This is a genomic window from Pseudomonas petroselini (genome assembly GCF_045037875.1).
Taxonomy (GTDB): domain Bacteria; phylum Pseudomonadota; class Gammaproteobacteria; order Pseudomonadales; family Pseudomonadaceae; genus Aquipseudomonas; species Aquipseudomonas petroselini.
Genome location: NZ_CP173614.1, coordinates 2,574,921 through 2,587,198, shown reverse-complemented (window position 1 = coordinate 2,587,198; position 12,278 = coordinate 2,574,921). Strand labels below are relative to the sequence as shown.

Sequence of the window (12,278 nt, the reverse complement as noted above, 5' to 3'; positions counted from 1 at the left end):
CCCCCCTTTCAACAGGAGCAAGGCGATGAAGATCGGTGTTATTGGAGCAGGTTTTATCGGGCGCGCCGTGGCCCAACTGGCACTGGCGGCCGGGCATGAGGTGATGTTGAGCAACTCCCGCGGCCCACACACCATGAGCAGCGTGGTCAGCGGCATACTCGGCGTGCAAGTGGGCAGCGCCGAAGACGCCGCCAAATTCGGCGACGTGGTGCTCGTGGCAATCCCCTTGGAACATTACCGCAGCGTCCCGGCGCAATGGCTGGAGGGCAAGACCGTGATGGACGCCAATAATTACTACCCGAACCGCGACGGGCATATCCCGGCCCTGGATCGCTTTGAAACCACCACCAGCCGACTGCTTGCCGAGCATTTGCCCCATTCGCACGTGGTGAAAGTGTTCAATGCAATCTTCGCCCCCGACCTGACGCAGGACGCCCGCCCACAAGGCGCACCCGAGCGTCGAGCATTACCGGTGGCCGCGGACGACACGGCAGCGAAGGCACAGGTCATCACGTTACTCGACGAACTGGGTTTCGACGCCGTGGACGCCGGAGGCCTGGATGAAAGCTGGCGGCTGGAACGGGGCAAGCCTGCGTATTGCGTCCCGCTGGACCAAGCGGGTTTGAAGGCAGCGCTGGCGGCCGCCGAGCGCACGGTTGAACTGCCGCCTGTCGAGCGCTCCCGTATTTAAAAACACAAAAAAACCGCTGACCGTTACCGGTTCAGCGGTTTTTTCGTGACCGGTGAGATCCTGATCTCAGAACCTCGCCAACGGCTTACAACGCCAGGTCAGATGCCGGCTTGCTCGGCTCAGCCGCAGGCTTGGCAGCCTCAGGCGCTTTCACAGCGGCCTTTTGCGGAATCACAGGCGGTGTTGGCAGTTGCAGGATATTGGCGGTGTAGGCCCATTCCTTGGCAACGGCCTCAGGGCTGTCGTTCAGCTTGGTGCCGTAGCTCGGTACGATCTGGTGCAGCTTGGACTGCCACTCAGGGGTCGCTACCTTGTCCTTGAACACTTTCTGCAGCACGGTCAGCATGATCGGAGCCGCGGTGGACGCGCCTGGCGATGCACCCAACAGGCCGGCGATGGTGTTGTCGGCGGAGCTGACCACTTCGGTGCCGAGTTTCAGGACGCCGCCCTGCTCTTCGTCACGCTTGATGATCTGCACGCGCTGACCGGCCTGCCACAAGCGCCAGTCGGATTGCTTGGCGTTCGGGAAGTACTCTTGCAGCGCCTTGAAGCGGTCGTCATCCGACAGCATCAGTTGGCCGGCGAGGTACTCGACCAGTGGGTATTCACGAATACCGACTTTGGTCATTGGCCAGATGTTGTGGGTGGTGGTGCTGGTCAGCAGGTCCAGGTACGAGCCTTCTTTCAGGAACTTGGTCGAGAAAGTCGCGAATGGGCCAAACAGGATAACGCGCTTGCCATCCAGTACGCGGGTGTCCAGGTGCGGAACCGACATCGGAGGCGCGCCAACCGACGCCTTACCGTAGGCCTTGGCCAGGTGCTGCTCGGCGACGGTTGGGTTATCGGTCACCAGGAACGAGCCGCCCACAGGGAAGCCTGCGTATTCCTTGGCTTCAGGAATGCCCGACTTTTGCAGCAAGTGCAGTGCACCACCACCGGCGCCGATGAACACGAACTTGGCGTCGGTTTCAGTCTTGGTGCCGTCTTTGAGGTTTTTGTAGCTGACACGCCACGAACCGTCGGCGTTCTTGGTGATGTCCTGCACTTCGCTCGACAGTTTCAGGTCGAACTTAGGGGTGGTTTGCAGGTGAGCGACGAACTGGCGGGTGATCTCGCCGAAGTTCATGTCGGTCCCCAGCGGGCTCCAGGTGGCCGCGATTTTCTGGTTCGGGTCACGCCCTTCCATCATCAGCGGAACCCACTTGGCGATCTGCGCCGGGTCTTCGGAGTACTGCATGCCGGCGAACAGCGGGCTTGCTTGCAGGGCTTCGTAGCGTTTTTTCAGGAACTTGATGTTGTCATCGCCCCACACAAAGCTCATGTGCGGTGTGGAGTTGATGAACGAACGCGGGTTCTTCAGCACGCCCTGCTGGACCTGCCAGGACCAGAACTGACGGGAGATCTGGAACGCTTCGTTGATCTCGACCGCTTTCGGGATCTCAACGTTGCCGTTCTTGTCTTCCGGGGTGTAGTTCAGCTCAGCCAGGGCCGAGTGACCGGTACCGGCGTTGTTCCAGCCGTTGGAGCTTTCTTCGGCCACGCCATCGAGGCGCTCGACCATTTCCATCGACCAGCTCGGCTCCAGCTCATTGAGCCATACACCCAGGGTCGCACTCATGATGCCGCCGCCGATCAGCAGCACATCGACTTTCTTTGCCTCTTCCGCTTGAACGGACGTGATCCCCAGCGACAAAGCCAGCCCCAGCAGGGCAGTGTTTACTTTTTTAAACATCAGTAGCACCTATGATAAAACGCCATCCGCCCCACCGCCCCTGACTCTCAAGGCCGCAGGGTGAGCACACAAGGCCGATGTATCGACCTCACTTTTATGTCCCTTCTGCGCTGACTTCTTATCATTATTGGCTTCAGCTACCTGGGCGACAGCCAACCGCCGGGACGTATACGGATGTACGTACCAGAGAACGACCAGACCAAGATGGCGCGCAGAATATCACGGCCAGCGCCGGATATGGGCTCGCCGGTCGAATGGCGCCACTACTTCGCCATTTTTTTAAGATCCGTCTCATGTGCCTCACAACCGCCGCAATGCACCATGGATTGGCTCACTCACGCGTGAGCAGACAACCATCCATCTCTCTAAAGGGGCATTGCAATGCTGAACAAACTGAGCCAACTCACCCTCGCCTGCGGCGCTTGCTGGCTGCTTGCCGGCACCGCACACGCGGCCGATGGGCAGATCGAGTTCACCGGTTCCGTTACCGATAACGCCTGCACCATCACCACTGGCGACGTGAATAAATCCGTGACCCTGGACGCGGTACGCATCGCCGACTTCGCGCCCACCGTGGGTTCCACCGCCAAGCCCAAAGCGTTCTCCATCAGCCTGGACAACTGCAGCACCGCGACCCGCAAGAACGCCGCCATTACCTTCAGCGGTCAGCAGGACGCCACCGATTCGACCCTGCTCGGCCTGACCGGTGAAAACCAGGTGCGCGGTATCGCGATCCAGATCGCCGACGCCCGTAACGGTAACAAGCTGCCACTGAACACGCCGACCGCCGACTACGACCTGCGTGCGCAGTCCAACACCTTCGACTTTACCGCCGCCTACGTGCGCACCGTCGCCGACACGACCACCGGCGAAGGCGATACCGCCAAGACCACGTCCGGTATCGGCACCGGTCAGGTGCACGCCCTGGCCAGCTTCGACGTTACCTACAAGTAATTGCTCGTCAATACCGTGGGCCGTCCGCCGGCCCACGGACTTCCAAAGGTCCCTCATCATGCGTTTTAAAGTGTACTTTTTGCTGGCCCTGTTCCCGCTCTGGCACAGCGCGGCCGCCAACGCCGCCGTCACGGTCGGCGCCACACGGCTGATCTACGACGGCGCTTCCAGCGAAGCCAACCTCACGGTCAGCAATCGCGAAGACACCTCGCCCTACCTGGTGCAGTCCTGGGTCAGCCGCTTTGGCGGCGGCAATGAAGAAAGCGTCGACAGCTTTATCGTCACCCCGCCGCTGTTCCGACTGGATGCCAACAAGGAAAACATCCTGCGCGTCATTTTCACCGGCGGCACCGATGTGCCCCAGGACCGCGAAAGCCTGTTCCTGATGAACGTCAAGGCAATCCCGGCCATGAGCGACGACCAGAAAGGCAAGAACGTACTGCAGATTGCCCTCAAGACCACCATCAAGCTGTTCTACCGCCCGGCCGGCGTCAAAGGTTCGCTCAAGGACGCGGTGGCCCAGGTGGGCTGGACGTCCAAGGCGGGGGCATTGCATTTCAATAACGGCTCCAAGCTTCACGTGGTGGTCAGCGAACTCACGCTCAACGGCCTGCCGATCACCCAGGCGCCGGATGTGCTGCGCCCCGGGGAACAGCGCGAACTGCCGATCCAGGCCAAGGCGGGCGATGAAGTGTCGCTCAGCTATATCGACGACTACGGCAGCACCGTGACTGCCCCTCTTATCCGCATTCACTGATACACGCGCACGCCCCCACCAGGAACGCCCATGCCCCGTTCATTCCGATTCACGCGCCGTCGCGCCGTGAAGGCTTTCGGCTGCCCGCTCGCGGCGGCCGTGGCCTTGCACTTGGCCCCCGCACATGCCGGCTACGAGTTCGATGCGTCGTTCCTCGAGATCGGCGGCGGGCAGAGTTCGGCGGCGGTAAAACAACAGGTCAGCGCCATGAGCGAAGGCCAGTTGCCGGGCATTTATCGGGTGGATGTGCGGGTCAACCAACACGCGGTCGAACAACGCGATGTGCGTTTCGTACGCGCCACCGGCACCTCGGACCGCTCGGCCACCGGGCTGTTTCCGTGCCTGGATGTCGAGTTTTTCCGCGCCCAGGGAGTGGCCGACACCGCCCTGCACAACAGAAGCGACGCCGACACCACCTGCATTGCCTTCGACCAGGGCCTGGCCGGCGTGGTCTACGACTACGACTTCAACCACCAATTGCTGTCGATCGAGATTCCCCAGGCGTACCTGGGCAGCATTCCGTTTGAGGTGCGCCGTCGACAGTGGAGCGACGGTGAGAACGTGGCGTTCACCAACTACAGCTTCAGCGGCAGCACGGCAGAGTCCGACAGCGGCCGCCGCCAGAACCAGTTCGGCAGCCTGCGCAGCGGCATCAATGCCGGGGCCTGGCGCCTGCGCAATTTCTCGACCTGGCAGAAAGGCACGGGCGACGCCGGGCGCTGGGAGTCGATGGAAACCTACGCCCAGCGGGACATGGGCAACATGATGGCGATTGCCACCCTGGGCGACGCCACCACCGAAGGCGACCTATTCGACGCGATTCCCTATCGCGGCCTGGGCATCGCCTCGGACCTGGACATGCTGCCCGACCAGTCCCGTGAATTCGCGCCGGTGGTTCGCGGCATCGCCAATGGCCGCTCGCGGGTGATCATCCGCCAGCGCGGCTACGTGATCCATGAGCAATGGGTGCCCTCAGGGCCATTTGCCTTGACCGATCTTTATCCCACCGCCAGCAACGGCGACATCGAGGTCACGGTGGAAGGCCCGGATGGCCAGCGCCAGGTCTACACCCAGTCGTTTTCGTCGGTGCCCTACATGCTGCGCGAGGGGCAACAGAGCTACTCGGTCTTCGCCGGCCAATACCGCCCGGCGCAGTCAGCGTTTGTGCAAGAGACCCCGACCTTCATCCAGGCCTCGCTACGCCGAGGCTTGAGCGGCAGTACCACGCTGTTCGGCGCCAGCCTGCTCAGTGATCAATACAACGCCGGCCTGCTGGGTTTCGCCCACGATTTCGCCGGCTTCGGCGCGATTTCAGTGGACGTGACCCACGCCCGCAGCGACGCCATGGGCCATGAGAAAACCAGCGCCAGCGGCCAGTCGTTCCGCTTCCGCTATTCCAAATCCCTGGCAGCGACCGACACCAATTTCAGCCTGATCGGCTACCGCTACTCCACCGGCGGCTACTACTCGTTCAACGAGGCGCTCAACAGCCGCAACGCCGGGCACACCCTGGACACGTACCGCAGCGGCCATATGAAAAGCAACTTCACCGCCAACGTGTCCCAACAACTGGGCGGCTACGGCGGGGTGTACGCCAACGTGTCGAAAACCGCGTATTGGGACAAGGGCCAGGCCGACACCTCGATCCAGTTGGGTTACAGCGTGAGTTCCGGGAGCATTTCCTACTCCCTCGGGTTGGGCCTGAACAAAGGCGCCGACAGTAGCGATCGCAGCCTGTCCCTGAGCATCAGCATGCCCCTGGGCGGCACGCGCAACCAGCGGGTCACCGCCAACATGAACCAGAGCGCGCGCGGCGCGGCGTCACGCACCGCGACCCTCAGCGGCAACGCGTTTGAAGACGACACCCTGGCCTACAGCGCGGGTGTGTCACAGCAAGTCAACGGCGCCCAACGCCAGGCGGGCGGCACCTTTGCCGCCCAGTACGACGCGCCAAGCGCGATCGTGCGCGGCGCCTACAACGAGTCCACCGGCAACCGCCAACTGGACCTGGGCGTGGAAGGTTCGGTGGTGGCGTACGGCAGCAACCTGATGTTCAGCCAGCCGCTGGGCGAAACCAATGTGATCGTCGCCACGCCGGGGGCCGCCGACGTGGCGGTCACCAACAAGCGCGGGGTGCGAACCAATGCCAATGGCTACACGGTGGTGCCGTCCGCCCTGCCCTATCGCAAGAACCGTGTGTCGCTGGACACCCAGTCGATGTCCGCCGACGTCGACATCGCCGAGCCGGTGCAGGACGTCACGCCCAATCGCGGCGCCTTCGTGCTGGCGGACTTCGACACCCGGCGCGGCAAACGCATTCTGTTCCGCATCCGCGACACCCAAGGCGAAGCCGCGCCCTTTGCCGCCCGCGCCGAACTCTTCGCGGCAGACGGCCGTTCGCTGGGCAACACCCTGGTGGCGGACAAGGGCCGTGCGTTCCTGACCGGCGTGCCGCCCGAGGCACGCCTGTTGATCAGCGTGGACGGGCAACCATGGTGCAGCCGCGAATTGAAACTGCAAGACGACGGCCCTGCCGAGGGTGGGATTACTCAACTGAACATTCAATGTGAGCGCGCGGCCGGTGAGTCGGGCGCCAAGGATTCGTGATCATGAATATCCTGGGCAAAACGCACGCTGGGCTGATACTGGCGTTGGTGTGCGCCGTATTGAGCGGCCTGCCGCAATCGGCGCACGCCTTGATTGGTGGCAACCTCGAATGCTCAATGCCGGGCTACCCGAGCAATGGCTACCGGTTCACGCCGGGTCAGGAGATCGATATTGCCTATACCGGCACTTGCACCATTCGCCGGGCCTTCCCGTATGCGGCCGGCATGAATGCGCAGATCGCCTATATGTCCGGCGCCGATCAGGCCCGGTTGCGCTTTGTCGATCCATACAGCAACACCTACATGCTTGAGTTGCCCCTGGGCCAATATGGAGGGAGTTGTCTGGGCGGGCCCTGCCGGCCCCTGCCGCTCAACACGGTGGTGCCCTATCGATACAGACTGGTGGGCACGGCGCCCCGTACTACGGGCCGGCGCTATGTCCAGCTGTACCTCGGCGTGACTTCGCATAATTACGCCAATTGGGCCGAATGGTTCATGCAATATCCGTTTAACTACACGGTCTACCTGCCCGCATGCAGCTTGAGTTCACCGAGCAGCGTCGACCTGTCGTTCGGCACCATCAGCAGTGCCGACCTCAGTAACCAGAAGCAATCCACCTCGGTATCAGTCACCTGCCCAGCCGCTGTGCAAGCCACCGCCACGCTGGTGCCAAGCCAAGCGGTGGTCAGCGCCAGTAACGGCGTATCGCGCACCACCTTGGCGGGGCTGAACATGCAGGCACGCTGGGGGGATAACACGCCGGTAAACCTGAACAGCCCGCGCACCCTGCAGCTTCGCCAGGGCAGCAACAGCTTGGGGCTGGGTTTCACCCCGCAATTGGAAAGCGGCCAATCCCCGGCCGGTGCCTTCCAGAGCCAATACACCCTGACCATCGACTATCGCTGAGACCATCGCCATGAAAACCTCACTGCTCGCCCTGGCGCTGCTCAGCGCCACCGCCCAGGCCGCGGATACCGTGAACATCACCGTACGCGGCACCCTGACTCGTCCGCCGTGCGTGCTCAGCACCAGCACCACCCTCACCGCAGAATTTGGTGATGTACGCACCGACCAAGTGGCTACGACCGCCACCCAGCCCATCCCCGTGCAATTGATTTGCCCGGCGGGCTCATCGATGAATGTCAGCTTCAGCGCCAATAACGGCACACATACGGCCACTGTCGCCAAAACCACCGTCGACAACTTGGGCGTGTCGCTGTTGTGGGCGGCCGACGATTCCTTGGCCAACCTCAACGGCACCACCAAGCGCTACACCAACCTGAGTGGCAACGTCGATATCAGCCTCAAGGCACAATTGATTGCGCGCGGGGCATTGACGCCCGGAGCCTTCAGTTCGTCCATGGTCATGACCATCAATTACTTATGAACAGGTTGCTTTGGATACTGCTGGCGATGACCGGCGCAGCCGCTGCCCAGGCAGCGGACCAAACAAAGGTCGACGTCACCGGCAAGCTGATCGCCCCCCCTTGCTCAGCGCGTTTTCCCAGTACGCAACAGGTGGACCTGGGCAACGTGAACCTCAACCAGTTGGCCGACGCCAGTGCCAGCGTCACCGACGTGCCGTTGGTGTTCGATTGCCAGGCCAACAGCCAAGTCAGCCTAACCCTCACGGCGGGCGTGGGCAGCGTTGACAGCCACACCCTGCTCACCAGCCGCCCGGCCCTGGGCTTGCAGCTTGGCTTGCTGAATAAAGGCGTGAAGGCTGATTTCAGCCTGGGGGAAACCGGCACCTGGCCAGTAACCGACGGACCGCTGGAACTGACCCTGCGCGTCAAGCCCGTGTCCGTGGGTGAACTGCCCGACGCGGGCAGCTACAGCGCAATGCTGTTGATGCAAATCACCTACCGCTGATTACTGGAACTGCCGCGCCTCGATGCAATAGGTCAGCAACGCCTGGTCACTGTCCACCTCCAGCTTGCGCATGGCGGAGATTTTCTGCGCGCTGACGGTCTTATTGCTGCGGCTCAGTTGCCGCGCGATATCGCTGACGCTCATGCCCGTCACAAATAAACGCAGCACTTCCATTTCCCGCGGCGACAGGCTCTGGAAGCGCTCCTGCACTTGGTACGCATTGCCCACCACCGACGTCGCCGCAGGCCTAGGCGCCTGGTAATTGCGCTGGGCACTGATGGCGCCCAGGGCTTTTTCGATTTCGTCGTGCAGGTGGTTTTTCTGGATCACGCCGGCCACGCCCAGTTCCTGCAAGCGGGTAAGAATCAGGCTGTTGGAAATCATGGTCAGCACCAGCACCTGGGTGTCGGGAAAGTGGCGCAGGATGTACTCGATCAGTTTCAGGCCATCGCCGTAGGTGTCATCACCCGGCATGTTGAAATCCGTGATCAGCACTTGCGGCCGATGCGCGCGCAACAGCTCGATCAACTGGCTGGAACTGACGGCCTCGCCCACCAGGCGATAACGTGAATCGCGCTGCACAATCTCGCGCACGCCCACCAGTACGATCGGGTGGTCATCGGCGATCACAACGTTCATGTCTCGCATTATTCAGCTTCCTTGTTCTGGGCAGAAAGTTCTGCAAGCAAGCACTGCGCCACCGCCGTCAGCCGCGCGCACAACCCGCGGATCTGCGTGGCGGCGTGGTCATCCAGAGGGGCTTCGTACAGCGCGTTTTCCCATGCCTGACACGCACCGGATAAAACCCCGGCGCGCACACTGGCCAGCGCACCGTTGAGGCTGTGCAGGCGCTGGCGCACCCGCTCGGTATCGCCGACGGCCAGGCCCTGCTCGATGTGCTGCACGTCCGCCAGCAAGGTGTCGCCCATCAATTGGCGCATGGCCGGGGACAACTCGATCCAGCCGTCGCGGTCGCGGTCCGTCGGGGGCACCGCCAAGGCATTTGCGCGGCGACAGTGCGCCATCAAGGCCTGGCGCAGCATGCTCATGCTCAACGGTTTGACCACCCAAGCGTTCATGCCCACCGCCAAGCAACGCTCGCCCTCCTCGCGCAGGGCGTTGGCGGTGACGCCGATAATCGGCACCTGCACGCCCTGTTCACGCAGGGCACGGGCCAGGTCGTAGCCGTTCAGGCGCGGCATGTTGATGTCGGTGATCACCAGGTCGAACGGCTGCGAGCCCCAGATTTGCAGGGCGTGTTCACCGTCGCGCGCCACGGTGGCTTGGGCGCCGAGCGCTTCGAGCTGTTCCTGCAGCACGGCCTGGCTGACCGGGTTGTCTTCGGCCACCAGCACCCGTACGTTCAAGCACGGCGCGTCAAGACACGGCGGTGCAAACTCAGGGCTGGCCACTGAAGGGGCACTGTCAACAATCGGCAAGGTGATGAACAGCGAAAAGCTGCTGCCCAGCCCAGGCTCACTGACCACGCGCATGCTACCGCCCATCAGCTCGCTCAGGCGCGAGCAGATCGACAGGCCAAGGCCTGCACCGTTGCCATCCTGGCCGTTGGCCACTTGGTAGAACGGCTTGAACAACTGGTCCAGGGCTTTTTCCGGAATCCCCACGCCGGTGTCGGTGACCTGCCATTGCAGGGCGACTTCATCCGCGAGCAGCGCCTGTACGGTCAACCGTAAACGCACGCGCCCCGACTCAGTGAACTTGATCGCATTGCCCAGCAGGTTATGCAGGATCTGCCGGATACGCCCCGCGTCGCCGAGCAGTTGGCATGGCACTTGGGGGTCGATCTCCGCATCAATCTGCAAGCCCTTGTTGCGCGCCGTGGCGGTAAAGCCCAGCACCGCTTCCTCGACCAATTGCTGCGGGTTGAAGGGCGCCGCTTCCACGGCCATTTGCCCGGACTCGATCTTCGACACGTCCAGAATATTGCTGATCAGTTGGAACAGCACGGTGGAAGAGCCCTGGATGATTTCCAGGTACTGGCGCTGGCGCTCGCTCATGGCGGTCAGGGCCATCAATTCCAGGTTGCCGAGCACGCCATACAGCGGTGTGCGGATTTCGTGACTCATGGTGGCCAGGAACACGGTCTTGGCTTCGTTGGCGGCGGTGGCTTCCTGACGCGCCTGGTCGAGCAACAGCGCTTCGTCCACATGCCGAGTGATGTCGTTGCAGCCGCACAGAAACACGTCTTCGCCCTCGTAGCGCGCGGCAACCACCACCACCTGCAGGTAGCGCCCCTGTACGGCCAGGCACATCTCGCCGGGGGTGTCCGGCCCGTTATTGGCGCGCAGTACGTCCACCAACGGCGCGGTGCCGCCCAGCTGCAGGGCACGCTGGTTTTCCAGCAGCAATTGGCAGTCGCTGCGCCGCACCACGCACAGGCCGGCCGGGGCGTTGTGCAACATGATGCGGTTGAACGCTTCGCTCTCGAACAGACGCTCTTGGGCACGCTGGGCCGGGCTGACGATGCGGGTCTTGTACCAATGGTTGATCCACCAGCCCAGCAGCACCGCCGCCAGAAATGTAAGACCCAGGCCCAGCAGCGGCCATTTGGCGTAGCGCAGGAAATCCTGGTAGCTGATGGCGTACAGGCCGGTCCAGTGCTCGCCGCCCTCACTGATCATCTTGAAGCGCAGGCCCTGGCTGTTAAAGCTCAGCCCAAGCGGCGCCAAGTGTTCATCGCCAAGGCTGCCGAGCAATACATCGCCCTGAGGCGAGATCAGCGTGAACTGGTTGTAGACCGACAGTTGCAGCACCCGCTCGAACTCATCGACCTGAGACGTATCGACAACCGCCGCTAACGTCAGCAGGCCCTGAGGTTGGTTGGCCGGCAATACGGCGGCGGGCGCATCGAGGCCGATCATCGCGACGAGGCTGCGGGTGTTTGGATACAGCTGCAAGGGTGCGCGCATCCAGCGCACGCGCCTGTCAGTGAGCAACAGGTTTTGGCTCTGCTGCAACTGGTGCAAACGGCTCACCACGTCGCGGTAGCGCTCGCGCAACAACGGCTGATGCTGGCGCAGGCCGCCGATGCCAGGGACGGCCAGGCTGGCGACGTCATTGGGGGTAAACACGAACAGCTGCGGTGAGGCGTAGAACGAGCTGGCCCAATAGCCGCCGTAGTAGTCGGTCAATTGCACGCCAAACGCCAGCGCGCGGCGCGTGTCATCCGCCGTGAAATCCGCACCGTAAGACAACGTGAACGGCAACGACAGCGCGAAGCCCTTGGCCTGCACCACGACCTGCCCGGCCTCGTGCTGCAATTGCACGACCTGGGTGGATTGCACCACCGGCAGTGGCGGCGCATTGCTGCGGCTATAGCCGACGGCAACGTTGCGCAGGAACGCCTCATGCTCATGGATGATTTCCACCACGCGGGCGAAGTGAAACTCGACTTTTTCCTGTTCGGCATCGAGCAACCGCGACACCGCCCAGTAGCAACTGCTGGACAGCAACAAGGCGAGCCCGGTGAGCAACAACAGGGCTTTGTTCAGGCGCTGGGAACTTTGCGCGAGTTTATCCAGGCGCAAGCTTGCATGTTTCATCGTCAGTACCGCAGAAGCCTGAATCAGGACGTGGAGCCTATGCATGATCCCGGCATTGGCCAATAACGCCCGGCAAACCGGGCGACCCTTCCTTCGGGCTTCT

General features: G+C 62.4%; 10 protein-coding genes. 7 read left to right on the top strand and 3 right to left on the bottom strand.

Annotated features, from left to right (window positions below; all coding sequences use genetic code 11):
* The first annotated feature begins 25 nt into the window (after nucleotides 1-25).
* Nucleotides 26-691, top strand: coding sequence for an NADPH-dependent F420 reductase (locus tag ACI512_RS12105; protein ID WP_236379722.1), 666 nt, complete (start codon nucleotides 26-28; stop codon nucleotides 689-691).
* An 85-nt stretch (nucleotides 692-776) separates the two neighbouring features.
* Here ACI512_RS12105 and mqo read toward each other — a convergent pair whose 3' ends face one another.
* Complete coding sequence (gene mqo / locus ACI512_RS12100; protein WP_012722900.1) at nucleotides 777-2,423, bottom strand: malate dehydrogenase (quinone); 1,647 nt, start codon at nucleotides 2,421-2,423, stop codon at nucleotides 777-779.
* Between the two features lie 381 nt (nucleotides 2,424-2,804).
* Between mqo and ACI512_RS12095 the strand changes: the two genes are divergently transcribed.
* From ACI512_RS12095 to ACI512_RS12070, 6 genes are read left to right on the top strand one after another with little or no spacing between them, the layout of a single operon-like run.
* On the top strand, nucleotides 2,805-3,377 hold the full coding sequence (locus tag ACI512_RS12095; RefSeq protein ID WP_046035085.1) for a fimbrial protein: 573 nt from the start codon (nucleotides 2,805-2,807) through the stop codon (nucleotides 3,375-3,377).
* Nucleotides 3,378-3,435: 58 nt separating this feature from the next.
* Complete coding sequence (locus tag ACI512_RS12090) at nucleotides 3,436-4,134, top strand: molecular chaperone (protein WP_231808311.1); 699 nt, start codon at nucleotides 3,436-3,438, stop codon at nucleotides 4,132-4,134.
* Between the two features lie 30 nt (nucleotides 4,135-4,164).
* Nucleotides 4,165-6,741: a fimbria/pilus outer membrane usher protein gene (locus ACI512_RS12085; protein WP_236379720.1), complete on the top strand. Its 2,577-nt coding sequence runs from the start codon at nucleotides 4,165-4,167 to the stop codon at nucleotides 6,739-6,741.
* 2 nt (nucleotides 6,742-6,743) lie between these two features.
* The gene (locus ACI512_RS12080) at nucleotides 6,744-7,646 is read left to right on the top strand and encodes a fimbrial protein (RefSeq protein ID WP_236379718.1); all 903 of its coding nucleotides are present in this window, start codon (nucleotides 6,744-6,746) and stop codon (nucleotides 7,644-7,646) included.
* 10 nt (nucleotides 7,647-7,656) lie between these two features.
* Nucleotides 7,657-8,127, top strand: coding sequence for a fimbrial protein (locus tag ACI512_RS12075; protein WP_236379717.1), 471 nt, complete (start codon nucleotides 7,657-7,659; stop codon nucleotides 8,125-8,127).
* Complete coding sequence (locus tag ACI512_RS12070) at nucleotides 8,124-8,612, top strand: fimbrial protein (protein WP_236379716.1); 489 nt, start codon at nucleotides 8,124-8,126, stop codon at nucleotides 8,610-8,612. The genes ACI512_RS12075 and ACI512_RS12070 overlap by 4 nt, the downstream gene beginning before the upstream one ends.
* Here the strand turns inward: ACI512_RS12070 and ACI512_RS12065 are convergent, their stop codons facing one another.
* Both ACI512_RS12065 and ACI512_RS12060 read right to left on the bottom strand, forming a co-directional pair.
* Nucleotides 8,613-9,260 carry a response regulator gene (locus ACI512_RS12065; protein WP_236379715.1) on the bottom strand — a complete coding sequence of 216 codons (648 nt, stop codon included), beginning with the start codon at nucleotides 9,258-9,260 and terminating at the stop codon, nucleotides 8,613-8,615.
* Nucleotides 9,260-12,175, bottom strand: coding sequence for a hybrid sensor histidine kinase/response regulator (locus ACI512_RS12060; RefSeq protein WP_236379714.1), 2,916 nt, complete (start codon nucleotides 12,173-12,175; stop codon nucleotides 9,260-9,262). The genes ACI512_RS12065 and ACI512_RS12060 overlap by 1 nt, the downstream gene beginning before the upstream one ends.
* Nucleotides 12,176-12,278 lie beyond the last annotated feature (103 nt).